Source organism: Halosimplex yunnanense, from assembly GCF_054504345.1.
In genome coordinates, this window is record NZ_JBTJEL010000032.1 from 107,400 (window position 1) to 124,319 (window position 16,920).

16 protein-coding genes are annotated in these 16,920 nt (G+C 56.9%); 7 read left to right on the forward strand and 9 right to left on the reverse strand.

Annotated elements, in window-relative coordinates; translation table 11 throughout:
- The first annotated feature begins 19 nt into the window (after window positions 1-19).
- Window positions 20-1,663: an AAA family ATPase gene (locus tag AB2U09_RS07440; RefSeq protein WP_459192073.1), complete on the forward strand. Its 1,644-nt coding sequence runs from the start codon at window positions 20-22 to the stop codon at window positions 1,661-1,663.
- A 357-nt stretch (window positions 1,664-2,020) separates the two neighbouring features.
- Window positions 2,021-2,680: an HhH-GPD family protein gene (locus AB2U09_RS07445; RefSeq protein ID WP_459192074.1), complete on the forward strand. Its 660-nt coding sequence runs from the start codon at window positions 2,021-2,023 to the stop codon at window positions 2,678-2,680.
- A 58-nt stretch (window positions 2,681-2,738) separates the two neighbouring features.
- Here the strand turns inward: AB2U09_RS07445 and AB2U09_RS07450 are convergent, their stop codons facing one another.
- The 7 genes from AB2U09_RS07450 to AB2U09_RS07480 all read right to left on the reverse strand — a co-directional run bounded on the left by AB2U09_RS07450 (window position 2,739) and on the right by AB2U09_RS07480 (window position 12,158).
- Window positions 2,739-4,397, reverse strand: a complete 1,659-nt coding sequence (locus tag AB2U09_RS07450) for a helicase HerA domain-containing protein (RefSeq protein WP_459192075.1) — start codon at window positions 4,395-4,397, stop codon at window positions 2,739-2,741.
- Window positions 4,394-5,071: a DUF8166 family protein gene (locus tag AB2U09_RS07455; RefSeq protein WP_459192076.1), complete on the reverse strand. Its 678-nt coding sequence runs from the start codon at window positions 5,069-5,071 to the stop codon at window positions 4,394-4,396. Before AB2U09_RS07455 ends, AB2U09_RS07450 begins: the two co-directional genes overlap by 4 nt.
- 37 nt (window positions 5,072-5,108) lie before the next feature.
- On the reverse strand, window positions 5,109-6,341 hold the full coding sequence (locus AB2U09_RS07460) for a DNA double-strand break repair nuclease NurA (RefSeq protein ID WP_459192077.1): 1,233 nt from the start codon (window positions 6,339-6,341) through the stop codon (window positions 5,109-5,111).
- On the reverse strand, window positions 6,341-9,064 hold the full coding sequence (locus tag AB2U09_RS07465; RefSeq protein ID WP_459192078.1) for an AAA family ATPase: 2,724 nt from the start codon (window positions 9,062-9,064) through the stop codon (window positions 6,341-6,343). The genes AB2U09_RS07460 and AB2U09_RS07465 overlap by 1 nt, the downstream gene beginning before the upstream one ends.
- Window positions 9,061-10,464 carry a metallophosphoesterase family protein gene (locus AB2U09_RS07470; RefSeq protein ID WP_459192079.1) on the reverse strand — a complete coding sequence of 468 codons (1,404 nt, stop codon included), beginning with the start codon at window positions 10,462-10,464 and terminating at the stop codon, window positions 9,061-9,063. Before AB2U09_RS07470 ends, AB2U09_RS07465 begins: the two co-directional genes overlap by 4 nt.
- Window positions 10,465-10,848: 384 nt before the next feature.
- Window positions 10,849-11,895 carry a tyrosine-type recombinase/integrase gene (locus AB2U09_RS07475; protein ID WP_459192080.1) on the reverse strand — a complete coding sequence of 349 codons (1,047 nt, stop codon included), beginning with the start codon at window positions 11,893-11,895 and terminating at the stop codon, window positions 10,849-10,851.
- Window positions 11,892-12,158 carry a hypothetical protein gene (locus AB2U09_RS07480; protein ID WP_459192081.1) on the reverse strand — a complete coding sequence of 89 codons (267 nt, stop codon included), beginning with the start codon at window positions 12,156-12,158 and terminating at the stop codon, window positions 11,892-11,894. The genes AB2U09_RS07475 and AB2U09_RS07480 overlap by 4 nt, the downstream gene beginning before the upstream one ends.
- A 407-nt stretch (window positions 12,159-12,565) precedes the next feature.
- Here AB2U09_RS07480 and AB2U09_RS07485 point away from each other — a divergent pair, with 407 nt between their 5' ends.
- From AB2U09_RS07485 to AB2U09_RS07500, 4 genes are all read left to right on the forward strand, one after another.
- The gene (locus tag AB2U09_RS07485) at window positions 12,566-12,832 is read left to right on the forward strand and encodes a winged helix-turn-helix domain-containing protein (RefSeq protein ID WP_510172075.1); all 267 of its coding nucleotides are present in this window, start codon (window positions 12,566-12,568) and stop codon (window positions 12,830-12,832) included.
- Between the two features lie 136 nt (window positions 12,833-12,968).
- Window positions 12,969-13,874, forward strand: a complete 906-nt coding sequence (locus tag AB2U09_RS07490) for a hypothetical protein (protein WP_459192083.1) — start codon at window positions 12,969-12,971, stop codon at window positions 13,872-13,874.
- Between the two features lie 2 nt (window positions 13,875-13,876).
- Complete coding sequence (locus AB2U09_RS07495; RefSeq protein ID WP_459192084.1) at window positions 13,877-14,743, forward strand: hypothetical protein; 867 nt, start codon at window positions 13,877-13,879, stop codon at window positions 14,741-14,743.
- A 33-nt stretch (window positions 14,744-14,776) separates the two neighbouring features.
- Entirely contained in the window at window positions 14,777-15,520 is a 744-nt protein-coding gene (locus tag AB2U09_RS07500; protein ID WP_459192085.1) for a hypothetical protein, read from the forward strand.
- A gap of 75 nt (window positions 15,521-15,595) precedes the next feature.
- Here the strand turns inward: AB2U09_RS07500 and AB2U09_RS07505 are convergent, their stop codons facing one another.
- Window positions 15,596-15,856 (reverse strand): DUF7692 domain-containing protein, encoded by a 261-nt coding sequence (locus AB2U09_RS07505; RefSeq protein ID WP_459192086.1) that lies wholly within the window; start codon window positions 15,854-15,856, stop codon window positions 15,596-15,598.
- A gap of 232 nt (window positions 15,857-16,088) precedes the next feature.
- The gene (locus tag AB2U09_RS07510) at window positions 16,089-16,367 is read right to left on the reverse strand and encodes a hypothetical protein (RefSeq protein WP_459192087.1); all 279 of its coding nucleotides are present in this window, start codon (window positions 16,365-16,367) and stop codon (window positions 16,089-16,091) included.
- Window positions 16,368-16,505: 138 nt separating this feature from the next.
- Here AB2U09_RS07510 and AB2U09_RS07515 point away from each other — a divergent pair, with 138 nt between their 5' ends.
- Window positions 16,506-16,916, forward strand: a complete 411-nt coding sequence (locus tag AB2U09_RS07515) for a DUF8023 family protein (RefSeq protein ID WP_459192088.1) — start codon at window positions 16,506-16,508, stop codon at window positions 16,914-16,916.
- The last annotated feature ends 4 nt before the right edge of the window (window positions 16,917-16,920 follow it).

Below are 16,920 nucleotides of genomic sequence, written 5' to 3' on the forward strand. Positions count from 1 at the left end.
GCTCCAAGTTCAAACGGTCATGACACGCGCAGGCATAACCTCCGCAAATTGCTTCGTAGTCGGCTGCTACGTCGGATTCGTGCTCGCTGTTGGTGCCGTAGTTGTCCCCTTGACGTTGACCGCAGGGTTTCTACTGCACATTATCGTTTCCGGGCAGACAGAGACCTTCTCTGTGGCGAAGTCTGTGAATCCTCTCGTCAAGGCGGGTATATCGATCTGTCTCGTCTGTCTCGTCCTTTATATCGTCTGCCGGATCGTCAGTACGATCTCCGATGGCCTATTTATCGGAGCGCTGCCCGCACCAGACGGGCGGAAGATGACTGGCCTTCTCGGTCTGACCGCAACGTTCCTACTCGCCGCTGTCTGGGCCCTCCCTCTTTGGAATCCTCTGCTACCAGAACTCGCCGCAATTGCTACAGAAGCAGCGCCCGCCGGGCTTCCCGGGAACCAACGAACCTTGATCGCGGTAGTTCCAGTAATCAGCGCCCTGTATGCGTACCTCATCCTCACCGGCCACGATTACACGCTCCCTGAGATGACCTCGTCCGTTACCCAGCCGGATACACCGGGATACGACAGAGTAACGACGCCGACGATGCCTCGTACGACTAAGACTACGACCGTCCCGACGCTCGCTGGTGGAAATCACGGGCAGTCGGATTCATTGTCAACGGCCAATGATACAGGAACGGGCTGTTCGGACAGCGATCCGACCATTTCAGTGGAGAACTCTACTCCGGAAGGATCGGGCGGAGATGCCCTGACTAGTGATGACACGGATTGTGCGGGACACGTTCGGGCCGAATTCGAGAAGGACATCCAAGAGCAGGAGCAGAACGGACCGGACGAGAGAGGGGAAACGCCTGACAACCATTCCTCTGTGGACCTCCACGAATACCGGTTCAACTGGGGGTGGAAGACGAACGTCTCTCTTGATGACATCGGCGGGATGGACGACGTAAAGGAGGAGCTGGGGCGGGATATCATCAAGCCGATGAGAGAGGATCCCGAGAAGGCCGAGACGTTCGATATCCCTCTGCCGAATGTGCTCCTGTACGGCCCCCCGGGAACCGGGAAGACCTACATAGCGAAAGCACTCGCCACGGAGCTCGGATTTCCGTTCGTGGACCTGAGCGGAAGCGACGTCACGAGCAAATGGGTCAACGAGAGCAGCGGGAAAGTGGGCCAGCTGTTCGACGAGGCTGAGGACCTGGCTGGGGAAGTCGGTGGAGCAGTGATCTTTCTCGACGAACTTGACGCCGTCATTCCAGAGCGTCAGATGGACTCGCATGGTGAAGACCGGAAGGTCGTTAACGAGTTTCTGAGTCGGCTTCAGGAGGCCGCGCGTCAGCGTGTCCTCTTCGTCGGAGCGACGAACAGGCGGGGCGATCTCGACAGCGCGGCAACGCGAAACGGACGTATCGACAAGGAGATCTCCGTTGAGAAACCCGACTACGACGCGCGTGTAGAGATATTCAAGCCACAGTTAGACGATCGTCCCCACGTTCTGAACGAAGGTGACATCGAAGCTTTGGCGGAGAAAACGGCAGACCTCGTCGCTGCGGACATCGAATCCCTGGTGAATCAGGCTGCACGTGACGCAGCGTACGGGCGAGACGCAGAGAGGATCGAAGTGCGAGATATCGAACGGCAACTTGACTAGCGAATATGAACTCGCCGAGGGAAGATACGACTGGCGAGGATACGAATACTCCACCAACCCCTGCGTCCGGAGAAACGCTCTACTTGGGACTAGTTAGTGCGTCGGTAGTTGTCCTCGCACCAACCTACGCGTTCACCGCTTGGAGCGGATTGAGCACTCCGCTCGCCGTTGTCGTCATTATCTGTATGGATTTGATCGTCGTTTTCGTCGTTGTTCCTCATCTGATTGCTCTGTGGCTCGGGAACGATGTCGGTGCTTTGCTCGGAAGCTATCCACCCGGAGCAGATCGGCCTTGACAGTTTCAGTCTCGGTCCGGCCCTACGTACATATTTCAAACATAGCGCGGCAGAAGGTCGTATGACTCTGAGATCCTGTCGATCGTTCATCTCTACGCTTCTCGACTGGCATCAGGAAAACGGACGACACGATCTCCCCTGGCGTGAATACGATCGCACATCATTCGAGATACTGGTCGCAGAGGTGCTCCTCCAGCGCACCACCGCATCAGCCGTCGCGGCGGGATACGTTCCCCTCGTCGCACTGTATCCCACCCCTGAATGCATCGCCGCGGCCGCATCGGACGACCTCGCTGACCTGATTGCTCCGCTCGGCCTCACGAAGCGGGCGGATTACCTCGAGCGTTGCTCCGGTCAGCTGTTGAATCGACACGGAGGTGAAGTGCCGCAACGACGAAACGATCTCCTGGATCTACAGGGAGTGGGGGACTACACCGCACGCTCAGTCATGGTCCACGCATTCGACGAGGACGCGTCGGCAGTGGATACGAACGTTCAACGGCTCGTTTCGCGTTTTTTCGACCTTGAATCGGAATCGGATTCGGTCGAGAAGATTACGGACGCCATCGTTCCCGCAGGGCGAAGCAGTGACTTCCTCCATGCGATGTTGGACTTTGCCGCCGAAGTGTGTACGGCGCGCTCGCCCGGTTGCGATGGCTGTCCGCTCAGAGGACAGTGCGAATTCCCGGACGCCACTGACAATGTCCCCGAGCGCGAGTGATTACATCCGGTTCAGTCAGCCGGCGTCCGGACACCAGAGCAACGATCTCATTCCGCGTTTAGAGCGGCGTGTCATCGACTTCCTCTCCGTCGTCGTAGGCGTCCGTAACCCCACGCTCCCGTTCCTCTCGGTGCTCCTCCCAGCTGTCACGCCACTCCTGAGTTGCAGCGAGGCTCTCGGCTCCGTGTCGAGTGTGGCGTTTCCGAATGCGAGCCAGCACGGGCGTGTTCATCGCGTCGCCCGCGATGACGGCCTGCCCTGGCGTTAACCCCGGAAGTTCATCGAGGACGTCCTCGCCGGCACTCTCTACGGATTGCCGAATAGCCTGCTGGTCGTTCGGGTTCTGGATTTGCATGATGACCTGCGTGCCGCACTGCGACAGCACGTCGGCGTCGAGTTTGGACGGGCGCTGCGAGATGATGCCGACGCCGAACCCGAACTTCCGACCTTCGGAGAGGATCGTCCGCAGGATACCGAGCGATCGGGCGTTCCCGTCGGGCGCGAAGCGATGCCCCTCCTCGAGGAGCGTGAACAGCGGGAAGTCGAGTCGATCATCGTCGCCGCGCATCGCCCGCTCGCGGGCCTCGTAGAGCTTCCGGAGGAGCGCGGCGGCGAGCATCTGCTGGTCCTCTTCCGACAGCCGATTCAACTTGAGTACGGTGACCTGCCCCGGCGCGACGAGGTCAGTCAACTCCTCCCGGGCGGCACGCACGAACAAGTCCCGGCCGAGTGCCCGCTGGAGGCGCCATTCGAGCGCGCTCGCCGTGTCGCTGTCCTCGCCATCGACGTTGTAACACTCAGTGACGATATCGTGGGCGCTGATGTCGTTGCTCTCCTCCTGGAGGTTCCGCCAGGCGTCGTGGAGCACGTACTTCATCCGGTTGCTCGGCCCGTCGAGCAGGGCGAGCAGGTCGCCGTAGTTGAGGTCGGGAATGGCGATGTTGATCTCGTCCGGCTGAACGATGTTGACTTCAGGCGTGTACTTGCCCTCACGGAATACCGACGCGTGCTCGTCTTTCCGCATGTCCGGGAGCGTATCGTACTCGCCGTGCGGGTCGAAGACGAGCATCGCCGCCCGCGACTGCGGGCGCATCATCTCCTCGATGATGACGCTGGCCGTGTACGACTTCCCGCTGCCTGTGGAAGCGAGGATGGCGAGATGCGTCGACGAAAAATCGTCGATCGGGAGGAAGGCGTTCGCGTCTCCGGCCGGGCGGTTGAGCAGCCACCCGACGTGCGCGAGTCCGCTCTCGCTCTGCCAGTCCGCGTTCGGCAGGACCGCCTCGAGGAACTCGTCGTCCGCGAGATAGACTCTCGATCCGGGGTCGGGAAGGGAACGAGGGTTCGTGAACGTCTCCAAGTCCTCGTCGAAGTACCCGACAGTCCGGGCGGTCACGCGGTCGATTTCGATGTCGCCGCTCGGAACGCCGAGCGCACCAGCTATCTCGTCCGGCTCGACGGCGGGATCCGCGAGGAAGTCCCCGGGCAGACCCCGCTCCTGCTCGGTGTTCGTCACACGAGCGAGGACGTCGCGCTGGTCGCCTTCGACGACGGTGTCGTAGACGACGAACTCGCCCGTCCGGACGTCGATCTCGTTCGGGACGATGAACTGGAATTCGTCGGCGGAGTCCCCTGGCTTCTCGACGGTTCCCACGACGGTGTCCGACGCGGCGGCGACGTCCCGACTCGTGGGCGGCGATGGTATGTCGTCGCTCATCGCACGACCCCCCGATCTGAATTCGCTTCCCAGCGGACCTTCTGCTCGATGACGTCCAGCATGTTCTCGTCCGCGGACGTTTCGTTCCGGAGGCGATCGAGCAGCGAGAGGGTTACCTCGGCTCCGAACAGGTCGGCCGTAGAGATGAGGCGATCGTAGTACTGCACGCGAAGCGAGCCGTCGGGGAAGTGGAACTGGCGGAATCCCTCGGTCGAGAGCTTCGATACCGAGTCGTCGATGTCGAGCGTCCACCGCGGCATCTCTTGTTCGACATCAGCGAGTTCGTAGCCGTCGCCGTCCGAGTGCGGCGTGAGACGTGCGAATCCGAGGAACGCGACACCGAGCAGCGTTCGCTTCTCATCCACGTATCCCGGGACGAACATCTCCTGGTCGGGGTTCGAGAGGCGGGGCCCCTCACGTCCTTGGTCCGGATCGACGAGTTGGGAGTCGTAGACGACGCCGACGACAGCGTGCTCGTCCCCTCGGACCGTGGTGGTGCTGTATACCGGCTGGCCGAATTCGTAGTCCTGCTTCTCCGGTGGTCGCTCGCGCTCGCGCTCTCGGTACACTTCGACGACGTAGTCCATTTGAGAGTGCGATTCTGCGACCGTGCCGAGCGTGAGATCGCTCTCCGCGAGTGCCGGGTCTTCCGAGGGTGATTCGTTCTGTGTCATGGTGATGGGTTTCGGGTGACGCGGTCGGGTTGGCTGTTCATCGGCGACGTCGTTCTTTGCTCAGGTTCTTGGCGTTCCATTCGATCGGTAGCCCCTCTTCTTCGGCGAAGTTTTGGACGAGGGCGAGGAACCGCCGCTTCGCACCAGCATCCAGCACGGCGTTCGCGTCTGCCTGCTGGACGATCTCCGGGTAGCCGCGCCCGACGCCAGCCTCCGCGCGGACGACATCGAACACGTACTCGATGAGATCTTCACGGAGCACCCATCCGGGGAACTCGAGGTAGTCCATCGCGTCCCCATCTGGAATGTCGAGGTAGCCGAACAGCACGTCGGTGGCGAACTCGTACTCCTCACCGCGGTAACTGCATTCCATATCGTCGATGGTCCCGTCCTGCCGGTGGACGAAGACCTGCGAGCGGTCGCCCCAATTGTTCGTGCAGCCTTCGAGGATGCGGGCGTCCGCGACGAACGGCTCATCGCCCAGCCTGTCGCGGTACGTTCGACGAAGCAGCTTGGCAATGTTCGTTCGACTGCTGCCGGCCGAATAGCCGACGACAGGGACTCCATGGTGCTCGCTCGCAGCTAACACTCGGGACATCGTTCGCCGATAGTAGCTGTCCCGTACCTCCGGCGAGTACGTGTTGGCGAAGGTGGGAACGAGCGGTCCGTCGTAGATGACGACTGGCGGCGGATCGAGGTCGGCGAACTCCTCGATGCAGTCGATGACAGTCCGTCCTTCGTCGCGGTAGCGTTCGTGCCCGGGTGCCCGTCCGTCAGTATATCTGATGCCGTCTTCCTCGTCCGATTCCTGAGTAACGGCCTCTGGCCCGAGGATGCGAGCGTTGAGTCCTTCCTCGTAGTCGCCGTCCTCGTGGTGGTGGTTCGCGTTCCACCCAACCTGTACGAGCCCGAGCGGGACCGTGAATTCGTCCGTTGGCCCAAGTTCGGATCCGTCAGCGGCGATCGTCGTCACGCCTTCCAGGACGTCCTTCGCGTATTCGTTCACCGCTTCGTGGTTGTCCCAGGCGGCGGACTCGTCGAAGTGGACAACGGGGGACTCGGTTTCGTCCCACTCGTCAGTCGGTAGGGCGCCCGGATATCGATCCGGCCCGAGTTCTGTCCGGAGCGGGTTCGCACTGTACTCGTTGAGTGCGTCACGTAACGCTTCCCTGTAGCGCTCGACGGTCTCCTCCTCGTCCTCGGCGAACTCCCGGATTTCCGTCGCGTGATTGCGGAGGCCGTCGAGAACTGCTTCGGGGTGGAACGGCATTACTCCGACACCACCCGCGTCACCTCCCGGTCTTCGTCCTTTTCGAGTTCGATCGTCCGCTCAGTCATCGACTCGAACGTCCGGTCGTGACTGACGACCATAAGCTGGTTGAGCTGATCGAGATCGTCCAGCTGGTTCACGAGATTCTGCTTCTTCTGCTGGTCGAGGTTGGCGGTGGGCTCGTCGAGGAACGCTACACCGACAGAGGCTAACTGTTCGAGGATGGCGAGCCGGACGGACAGGGCCGCAGCCATCTTCTCTCCACCGGAGAGTGTGTCGAAGGGCTTGTTCTGGCCGCGGACGCGAACACGCAGGTTGTACGTCTTGTCCCAGACGAGCGTCTCCGTCGGGTTCCCGCGGAGCTGCTGGAAGATGGCGTTCGCGCGGTCACCGATCTCGCTGGTGATGAGGTCGCGCAGGTCTTCGGCACCCTGCTGGAGGCTGTTCCGCGCCCAGCGAGCGAACTCCTGATCGCGCTCTAACTCGGTGACTCCGTCTTCGAGGTCCTGCTTGCGCTCCTGCTTTTCCTCGAGTTCATGGATCTCTTCCCGAGCCTCTTCGAGGTCGTCCCTCGCGTCGTCGAGTTTCTGCTCTGTCTTGGCGTGTTGCGTGTTCAGCTCACCAAGCTCTTCCTGAACCTCGTTGAGCCGTTCAGCGTCGAACTCGTCCTGAAGCGACTCAACGCGATCCTCGACGTCGTCGCGTTCCGATTTCAGCCCCTCCAACTCCTCCTGTTCGTCTTCGACTTCCTGCCGTCGGTCGGGGAGCTTCGCTGCTTCGTCCTCGTTTTTGACGTACTTCGTGTGGGCGTCCTCTGTCTCGTCTATAACGTCCTTTAGGCGGTCGATTTCGTCATCGAGCCCCTCGTACTCCGCGAGTTCTTCCTGAAGCTCGCGGTACTCGACGCGTTTCTCACCCAGTTCGTTCCGAGTGTCACGGAGTTCCTCTGAGACGTCGTCCGCGCTTTCGACCGTGGCCTTCGCCGTATGGTAGTCATCGACGACGCCTTCGAGGTCATCCAGTTCTGCTTGCTTCTCCGGCAGTGCTGCGACTTCATCTTCAAGTTCTTCCTGCTCGTCTCGGAGCTGTTGTTTCTCCTCACGGAGATCATCAATCGCTCCTTCGACATCGTCGAGTTTGTCTTCCAACCGCGGGATTTGTTCGACCACATCCTTGGCGACCTGTGCGGACTCGATTTTGTCCTCTATCTGCTCGATTTCGTCCTCTAGGTCGGGGAGTTCTTCCTCGGTGATTTCCTCGATACGCCCCTCGTTTCGCTCGATTACCTTCTCGCGGTGATCAGGAGTGACCGGCCGGTCACACGTCGGGCAGGACACTTCCGACTCCACCTCCAAGTCGAGTTCCCGGAGTTCCTGGTTCTGATCGCGGAGATCGTTCTTTTCGTTCTTCAGTGTCTGCTTTCGAGCGAGGAGCTCTTGCCGTTCCTCCTGAAGGTCAGACAGTTGTTCGGCTTCCTCGCGCTGCGCCTCCGCGTCTTCTATCTCCGCTTCGATCCCGTCGGCTTCCTCGTCTAGTTCCTCTATCTCGTCGTCGATTTCCTCGACCCGCTCTTCGATCTCCTCGATACGCTCCTCGTCGTCTTCGAGGTCGCTGATCCGCTCCTCAAGCGATTCGTGCCGCTCTTTCTTGGGTTCCAATTCCTTGACCGTCTCCCGTGCCTCCCGTGCTTCTCGTAAGTCCCCCTTGTGGCGACTGATCTGGTCTTTCAGACGGTCGATTTGGCCCCCGACATCGGAACGCTGATCATTTAGCTGGTTGCGCTCGTCACGTTCCTCCTCGAGTTCGTCGATTCGGTCCTGTGCGTTCTCGTGGCGCTGGTAGTCCCCCTCGACATCCTCAATGATCTCCTTCGCTTCTTTCGCGTCCTCACGTCGTTCCTTCGCCTTTTCGAGAGCATCCCCCTGCGCGGGGATTTTTGTCTCTTCGAGGGACTTCAGGTCCCTCTTGACGTCCCGGAGCCTATCCTTCAGATCTTCCAACTCCTCTTCTTCCTCGTCGAGTTCTTCGATCTCTTCGTTGAGCGACTGGAGTTCCTGCCCCAGTTCTTCGACGGCCTCCTCTTGTTCCTCTACATCGGCCTGCACTTCGGGGAGGTCTTCCAGCTTTGCCTCGAGTCGCGTTATCTTCTCTTCGAGTTCGTCGATTTCGTCCTCGAACTCCTCTTCCAACCCACTCAGCGACTTGTATGCCTCTCGGTACCGTTCGATGTCGAAGAGAGGGTCGAACGTATCGATCCGTTCGGTCTCCGTCTTCGTGAAGTCTGAGAGGAAGTCCGTCTGCGGCACGCCCACGCTTCGCTCCCACGCTTCGGACAGGTCGTCTGGATTGTCGATCCCCAGCTGGTTGCAGATCCAGTCCTTGACGTCGCTGTTGGTATCTAGCCCCAGATTGTCGCCGTTCTCGTCCAGTACGTCGTACTTCGACCGACCTGCCCAGCGTCGGACCGTATACGTCTCCCCAGTGACCCGGTTGGTGAACGTGACTTCAACGTGTCCGGAACTCTCGCCGTCGCGGATCAACCGCTCCTGATTTCGGAAGGGGTGAGTATCGAAGAGTGCGTAGCCAACTGCCTCCTGAATGGTACTTTTCCCCGAGCCATTATCGCCGAGAATAGCCGTCACTCCGTTCCCCAACTCTATCGTCGTCTCCTCGCCGTAGCTCTTGAATTTCTCCAGCGTGACCTGGTCGATACCGATGCTCATTCAGAGTTCACCTCGTTCGTCGCTCCGTCTGCTTCCCCCTGCTCGTCTCTCGCTCCTGGTCCTTCTGGGAAGAGTTCCCGACGCCGCTGCCGGAGGTAGTCCGCAACCTCCCCGACGCTCTGTTCGTCCTCGTTGACTAACCCCTCCACCTGATCTAACGTTTCTGCGACAGACTCTGCCTCGCTGCTGTATCTGGACTCCCCGGCGATAGTCGTGAACACGCGCTCCTGGAGAGCGTCCGTGTTGACGGTCCCGTCCGGATTGAACGCCTCGTCGCGTTCGAGGTCGCCGAGCAGTTCCTGAACCGCCTTCCGCTCCGTGTGATTCGTCGGTTGAACGTACAGTGCGTCGAGTTCCTCTTCGGCGAGGCCAGTGAGGACCTCAACGTCGAATGTGGTGTGGTCGAGTAGGAGCGTGCCTTCGAAGCGAACATTGACTATCGGCTCCCGGCGGTTCCCCCGACCGTCGAGGTGGATGTCGCGTTTACCGACCTCCTCAACTTCCGGCCGTGCGTTTTCCAGTTCGGTCTCGAAGTCAGCACGGAGATCTTCGAACGTGCGATACCCCGAAACGTCGAAGTTTAGCGTGTGGTAGGGGCGGCGCTTGGAGAGGTGATGTTCGGCGACGCCAGAATCCGTCTCATAAATGTAGTACCCGTGGCTGTCGTCCCAGCGTCCTTCTTGAATGTTGAAGGCTTCGAGGCTGCCCGGGTTACGAGCCATCCGCCCGCTCTCGAATTGTTTGTGGATGTGGCCGAGAGCGATGTAATCGACGGGCTCCTCAATGTCCGTAAGGACCGCGCGCGCGACGTTCGCGCCTAAGTCGGGGACTGCGTCGTCAACGCCGAAGTGAGCGAGGAGAATCGTCTGGTCCGGCTCTCCTTCACTATGGTTCACGGCCTGGATGCCCTCCGCGACGTTGGGAAGGTCTCGTTCGATGTACGCGCCCCGATACTGAAGCCCGAAACAGCGGATAACCTTGTCGTCGCGTTCGAGGTCCACGTATCCACCTCCGCCCTGCCGCGGATCGGTCGCGTCGGTCGGCGCGAAGGTCGCTAGTTCGCCGGATAGCTCCGCCGACAGAAGCGTCAGCAGGCCCTTGTTGTTCAGGTACTCCAGCCACGTTAGATCTCGCCTGCGGCTCATGTTTTCGTCGTGATTCCCTGGCGAGACGATAACGGGCTGTTCAACGCCCTCCAACAGTTCTTCGGTCTCCTGAAGCGTCTGCGGACGAATATCCCGAGAGTCAAACAGGTCGCCAGGGATGAGTATCGCGTCGGTGTCCTGCTCGCGGGCCTGCGAGAGGAAATGCTGGAAGCTGAGGCTGGCGTCTGTTTCCCGCTGCTTGAGTCCGTACTGTCGGCGACCGAGGTGGATGTCAGCTGCGTGTGCTAAACGCATTATTTCAGAACTCCTCGGTGGTTGCCGCCACGACGCTCAAACACAGATCTACTACTGACTTAGTCTGCCGCATGTATGCGATAATTATGTCGTATTCTACAGGAGTGTTAAAGGTAGTCACGGCGGAGTGAAAGTAATGTACCGATCGAGTGGTTGCTAGAGAATCCCAACCGTTATGCCCGTTCGCTGCCATCTAAATCTTAGCGAATCGCGTGATGGCGGCGACCCCCTTTCGAAATTCGAACGAAATCAAATTCGCATTCGGCGTCTTCTTTAAGAGGGACGCTGCGCTGTCGGGCGAATGTTAACCGTTCGGAAAACGAATGGGCGCTGCAGGTCTTCGGTGACCCAATATTCGGCACCACTCTGGATCCAAGTTGGGTGTTACTCATCGTTGATGAACTCCCATCGGCGGTCTGCTTTCTCGCGTTCGTTCGCTCGGTCGTAGTGCTTGTCGAGGATCTCTTCAGAACAGTCGAGGCGGTCCGCGACCACCCCACGCGGCACGCCGTCGTTCCGGTACTTCGTCACCCGGCCCTTCCGCACGTCGTGGGTCGAGCGAGCGGACGGGCAGGAACTCATCCCGGTGTGACGGGCGTACTCGCAGGTGTCCGGGTCCTCGTCGTGTGGGCAACCCTCGCCGACCTTACACGGTCGAGTCCACCGGTAGAACGCGTTCCGGATACACGTGGGTGAGAGACGCCCGTGCTCCGTCGTCACGAGCGGGGTCCGGCCGTGGTCGTCGGTGACTTCCACACGTGGGCCGTCGATGTAGTCTTCCAGGACTCGCGCGACGCGCCGGCTGATGCGGTTGTACCGCTCCCCCTGTTCGTTGTTCTTGAGCGGGGTTTCGGTCTCCGGCCGGTGCCGGTACTTCAGCCCGGGCTCGTCGCTGTCGAGATCCACGTCGCCCAGGTCGAGCGCACGGACCGCGCCGAGTCGAGCGCCGGTGTGCCACACCAGGACCCAGATAACGTGGTCCCGACTCGCGTACTCGTAGCTACTCAGATAGTCGAGGATCGGCGGGACGCGTTCGGGCGGGAGCCACGAGTCGGAAACCTGTTCGTTCCGACTCAGGGTCGGTAGCTGGACCTTCTCGAACAGGTCTTCGGGGACAGCCTCGATAGACGCGCACGTCCGCAAGAAGGCCCGGAGAGTCGAGAGGGCCGTGTGGATAGTCCGGGCCGCTATCTCGTCCTCACCACGGGAGTAGCCGCCGTTTCGGCGCCACCGCCGGAACTCGTAGATGTCCCGGCCGGTTACCTCGTCCATCGAGTCGATACCACCCTCTTCTCGGCACCACTCCACCCACGCCCGGAGGTGGCTCCGGTGGCTCGTCTCTGTCCAGTCCGCAGCCGCTTCCTCCAGACTATCCAGATGGAGGTCCACAGCCTCTTCAGGCGGGATCGAAATCAGATCGTCGTCGCTCATGCTTTGTTCTCCCGGTAGTCGAGATCTCGGTCGTAGGGTCCGACGGGCGTCAGCAGCTGCACTTCGTCGCGTGCGTAGAGTTCGTCGGTCCGCTGGTCGAGTAGTTCGTGAAACACTCCATCCACACCCTCAGCGCGGGCGCAGGTCGCACACCAGAAGTGGTGATTGGTGGGCTCCCAGTCGCGGTGGCCGCGGGGACAGGTGAATCGCCAACGATCGTTCTCGTCTTCAATCCGGACGGTCTTCTTCTCGTCAGCCAACATAGCCGAGCGAGACTGAAATTCCGGGAGGCAAAAGGGGTAATCCACGGACGCACAGTGAAAGTGAAAGTAGCGTGATTCGAGCCCCGTCCCGGCAAAATCGGCGATTTCGCCGGTGAAAGTGAAACGGGGTTTCGGGCGGTCCGTCGTGCCACCTGTCTTACGGCGGCGTGCATCTCTGATGGTCATGTGTTCGCTCGAAAGAGCGGCACCCCGGCCGACGGGTAGGGTCGTCGGCCACCGACTCATTCTCGCGGGAACTACGCCCGGCAGCCCGGTGTGACGCTCTTGCTCCGACTGTTGAACCCACCTCACTTAAAGACTAACGTTCGTTAAGCTACAGAGTATTGAATGTCATTCAGCCCGGAGACCTCCGGAGGAACTATGGAATCAACGTGTAACCACCTGCTATGCGACGGCCGAGGGTTTCGTGGATGACTCAAGCTGATGACCGTCTCCTCGAAACCCTCGAAGATTCGGATTTGATGTTATCGCCCCGTATTCTTGCTGTCAACACGGATTATTCTCGTCACTATGTTAGTGAGCGGCTTTCAATACTTTTGCAGGCAGAACTCGTGAAAAGAGTAGACGACGGCCTCTATACCATCACAACTAAAGGAGAACAATATCTTGGGGGAGACCTTACCGCCGAAGAATTGGAAGAACTCGATATCTAATTTCCGTTTTATTTCTGTCTGACGATAGAGAATCCAATTGAAATAATATCGGTTGTATTTCCACTTTCACTCCGCTCTCCTGATATTGAAGTGTTTTCAGAACGTAAATTAGTTCAATAAGAGCACTGACTCTAATATGAGTCCATCTATGTCATCGAACGCAAATACTGAAAGTGGGATTCTCACAGACGAAGATCAGTACAGCGGAAAGATATATTGGTTGAACTTACCTACTGGATACACCTTAGATATTGAAAATTTACGGGACCACCTTGATGGTCGGATTTTTAAGAAAGACATTTCGGAACAATTTGGAGAAGATAGCGGAGTCTTTGTTCCCGATGTATTCAAACAAGACAACGAGATCGTGAGTGTGACTAATATTGAGCGAGCAGAACTAGTTCAGTCAAACGGTTTTGAATTGCTTCTTGGACATATTAGCATTGACAGTAGTAAAACTGTCACCTATCGTGGTGAAGAGATTCTAATGCTTGATAATATAGAGGCAAAGCTATTGATCTTCGAGTTTGATGGGATATTCTATCTGATTATCATGGGTAGTCGCTCTTCGGCCGAATCTGCTGCAGCTGTCTTGAAATCTGAATATGATGAGATCGGCTCAGCAATCAACGGAACGCGAATTATGCCGAATGATCTGCAGGACATCCGTGAAGAGCTAAATGCAGAACTGATGGACACGATCATTTCAGACTACCCAGAGAATACGTTTAGCACCGTTGAGATGCGAGGCGAAGGATTTGAAAATGAGGAAGACTACAAGCGACACCGCAGAAGAGGGCAGCTTAAAAACCACATGTTCCAAACACAAGATCTTGCTTCCGATGATGAGTTAACAATTGGTATGTCTCGTGACTCCTTGGTACGTATCTATTCAAATTCTACAATATCTGTTTACGTCCGCTTATTGACTAATCACGTACTCCCGCGGGTTCACTTGGATGACGAATCTTATCCGTCGCTAACTGCGTATGAGGAAAGCGAATCTGACCACCAGATCTATACGGAGATAGATCAGGACTAACTATGGGTGTATTTCAGTGGGTACTAAGTGCACAAACCTTCGCTGGCTTCCTGATAGCCATCGGTTTGTGGATTGTCGGAAAAATAATTGACCGGATTTTGGATGCCGCCCTCGGCAAGAAACTAATACAGCCGTTTCTGCAGCGGCTGAAATTCCGTGCACAATCTTTCCTAACCCGTATTGACCCTATTGATGCGAGTTTCTATCTTAGCTATAGTCCCAGGGATGAGTATACTGCAATCGAGATCAAAGAGAAACTGAAAGACGTATTAGATGAAGTGCGTGAATCCAGTGGTGAAAGGCTTGATACGGCGAAGATTAAGTGGAATGGGGTAGATGGAGAGACCTCTGTAAAGCATATCGGGTCGTCGTATGAGTATCAAGTAGATATACACTTAGTCACAGAAAAAGACGATGAGATTGAAGATCCTGGGATAGCTCAGGAATCACGGATCGTGAAAAATATAGAGTTCAATATTGGATTCAAATTCTCTTTCCCTGAGTTAGAGTCAGAACTTCCTAATCTGGGGATATTCGCGTCAAGGCTAAAATCCAGTTTAGAGAATGAATTGTTTGGGATTCCTAGCCAGGGCAAGATTATTCTCCATCCTATCGAGAGTGAACTTTCTGTTGATGAGTGGATCAACGAGAAGGGCTTTGAGATTAGTCTTCTATTAGCTGATGGTGACGAAGAGGGGGCCGACAAAACGGAGGTTGAATTCTTCCCAGATCATGTTGAACTCCACCCGCCGTACTACGAAGTTGACTCTGAAGTGATGGAGTATGTCCGATTACTCGTTAGAAACTACTACTTCAGAAAAAGGAGTGCTTCTAATCTCTTGAAACTCAAAGATATCAGGGGTAAATAAGTACACTAAGGTCTAACAGAATAGCAAGTAATCATGTTTGATGTAACTATCAACGCTGGAGACCTCGACCGAGCACTCAGTCCGCTTTCTCACTTAGCGGACTACTGTATTGTTGAAGTGACCGATAGCGGGGTCACAATGCCACTTGCTGATGAACCAAAAGTAGCGTCAACCGTCGTCGAGATCGAGGAATCCGCCTTTGAATCATTCGACGTATCTGATACCGAATTTGGCCTCGATCTGGAGGAAATGGTGAAGATTTTAGATAATACTGATCCGGACGCTAATATTCATTTGCGGTTAGATTTCGAAATCAATGCTCTATACGCATACACAGGAATACAGGAATTCCGAATTGGACTAATCGATAGAGAGCGCATTGACAAAGGACCCCATTCTTTAGAACTTGACTATAGCACTACCGTCGAGATCGGTAAATCAGAGTTTAATGCTGCCGTTTCCGCCGCAGATATGTTTTCAAACCATATCCGTTTCACATCCGAATCTGAAGGCGAGAAACTGGTGATCAAAGCAACAGGTGATACAAATATGACCAGGCGCGTTATTTCAAATGAAGAAGCAGAAAACCTCTCTATTGAGACATTAGATTCGACTTTCGATCTGGAGTATCTGACTTATCTGAATGATTCTCTTCCTCCAGATGAAACGCTTACGTTAAAATTGGAAGAGGACCGCCCGCTCAAAGCGGACTTTGATTTCGCTGACGGAGATGGTCACGTAACATTTACCGTTGCTCCGAGAATCAAGAACGACTGATCCTGTCGATATAGGATGGTGAATAGAAACAGACGATGCCATCCCGAAACCCAGTACATTATCTCTAATTCACCTCTAATCCTCCAGATCGACCGATATCCTTTCTTCAACTGATATCTGGTAAATCCCAGGAATCGAGAGAATTGTTGCGATCTCTTGTTTCTGTTCAATTGTGAGGTCATCCTTCTTCAACAGCTTCTGTATCCGTTTGTCTATCCGCTTGGAGAAATCGGCGGATCTTAAGAGCGCAGTTGTCTTATTACACTCCCAAAACTCGGCGGCCTGCTCGATCGTGTCGGTCCTGTGCCCGTGCTTGCCGTCTTCACGGATTCGCATACCAACCGCTCGTGAACACGAGGCCAAAAAGCAGGTCTGAGCGAGTCACTGGAAGCCCGATTACTGATAAAGCCCGTACTGGCCCACGGCCCACCGCACCCCAGCTCAACCTTTGATGCCCGGGGAGGGCTCCGAATATGCACACGGCCAGATTTCCCTCGTGTGCATATCGCGTCGAGCGTTCTTCTCGACGTGCGACCGGTGGGGGCTTTGTCAATATGGTTGATTCTCGTCAGAAATTCCGGGGGAGATCACTTTCGAGGTCTTCATCCACACCACTGAGTACACCAAGCTGTCTACAAAGTTCTCCTACACCAGGTAGGTGATTGTATTCGTCCTCCTGTACTTCTTCAATTGCCCACTTTACTAACCGGTCGACCTCCTCCTCATACCCGTGGTCGCGAGCCGTCCGGAAAACAGCATTATAGTCACGGATTTTGTTCGGTCCTGGTAACCCATCGAGTGGAATATTCGTCAATATTTCATCAACTGCAGGATCGTTCTCACTCATGATTTGATCATGTCCTTGGCTGTTTTTCAGTCTTCGTACTATCATCTTACAAACTACCTGTCTTTTACTAGACCCTCGCCGAGCGTCGGTCATCCGTCCGTGCGGACGGATGACTGACTCATGTTCGGACAAATCGATATGGAAGACGCTATCGCAGGCACCGTTTTCGCGCTGTCGGCCGCAGTGACGGCTGGCATCGCGACTATCAGCATCATGGGCCACGCGCTCTCCGGGAGCGTCTGGACGCTCGACGGCACTCAGATCACCATCGCGTTCGTCCTCTCGCTGCTGTCGCTGCTGGCCGCCTACGGGACCAACCGCATGGACGACAACAGCCACGAGTTCGACGTCGACACGGACCTGGCGAACCTCGCGACCGGCGAGGCGACCGTCGAGAGCTACGTCATGATCGCGACGGTCATCCTCGTCGTCGGCACCGGCCTGAACATCCTCGGGCTGCGCGACGCCGTCCAGGCCGAACCCATCGTCGGCATCGTTTCGCTGGCCGTCCAGGCAGCTGGCTACTACGTCATTTCGTACCTAGGGTGACAGA

Excerpts from the sequence above, each read along its gene's own strand:
- AB2U09_RS07485 (WP_510172075.1), top strand. The coding sequence starts at position 12,566 with ATGCGACGGCCGAGGGTTTCGTGGATGACTCAAGCTGATGACCGTCTC.
- AB2U09_RS07480 (WP_459192081.1), bottom strand. The coding sequence starts at position 12,158 with ATGTTGGCTGACGAGAAGAAGACCGTCCGGATTGAAGACGAGAACGAT.
- AB2U09_RS07475 (WP_459192080.1), bottom strand. The coding sequence starts at position 11,895 with ATGAGCGACGACGATCTGATTTCGATCCCGCCTGAAGAGGCTGTGGAC.
- AB2U09_RS07500 (WP_459192085.1), top strand. The coding sequence starts at position 14,777 with ATGTTTGATGTAACTATCAACGCTGGAGACCTCGACCGAGCACTCAGT.
- AB2U09_RS07460 (WP_459192077.1), bottom strand. The coding sequence starts at position 6,341 with ATGCCGTTCCACCCCGAAGCAGTTCTCGACGGCCTCCGCAATCACGCG.
- AB2U09_RS07445 (WP_459192074.1), top strand. The coding sequence starts at position 2,021 with ATGACTCTGAGATCCTGTCGATCGTTCATCTCTACGCTTCTCGACTGG.
- AB2U09_RS07465 (WP_459192078.1), bottom strand. The coding sequence starts at position 9,064 with ATGAGCATCGGTATCGACCAGGTCACGCTGGAGAAATTCAAGAGCTAC.
- AB2U09_RS07440 (WP_459192073.1), top strand. The coding sequence starts at position 20 with ATGACACGCGCAGGCATAACCTCCGCAAATTGCTTCGTAGTCGGCTGC.
- AB2U09_RS07495 (WP_459192084.1), top strand. The coding sequence starts at position 13,877 with ATGGGTGTATTTCAGTGGGTACTAAGTGCACAAACCTTCGCTGGCTTC.
- AB2U09_RS07505 (WP_459192086.1), bottom strand. The coding sequence starts at position 15,856 with ATGCGAATCCGTGAAGACGGCAAGCACGGGCACAGGACCGACACGATC.
- AB2U09_RS07450 (WP_459192075.1), bottom strand. The coding sequence starts at position 4,397 with ATGAGCGACGACATACCATCGCCGCCCACGAGTCGGGACGTCGCCGCC.
- AB2U09_RS07455 (WP_459192076.1), bottom strand. The coding sequence starts at position 5,071 with ATGACACAGAACGAATCACCCTCGGAAGACCCGGCACTCGCGGAGAGC.
- AB2U09_RS07515 (WP_459192088.1), top strand. The coding sequence starts at position 16,506 with ATGGAAGACGCTATCGCAGGCACCGTTTTCGCGCTGTCGGCCGCAGTG.
- AB2U09_RS07470 (WP_459192079.1), bottom strand. The coding sequence starts at position 10,464 with ATGCGTTTAGCACACGCAGCTGACATCCACCTCGGTCGCCGACAGTAC.
- AB2U09_RS07490 (WP_459192083.1), top strand. The coding sequence starts at position 12,969 with ATGAGTCCATCTATGTCATCGAACGCAAATACTGAAAGTGGGATTCTC.
- AB2U09_RS07510 (WP_459192087.1), bottom strand. The coding sequence starts at position 16,367 with ATGAGTGAGAACGATCCTGCAGTTGATGAAATATTGACGAATATTCCA.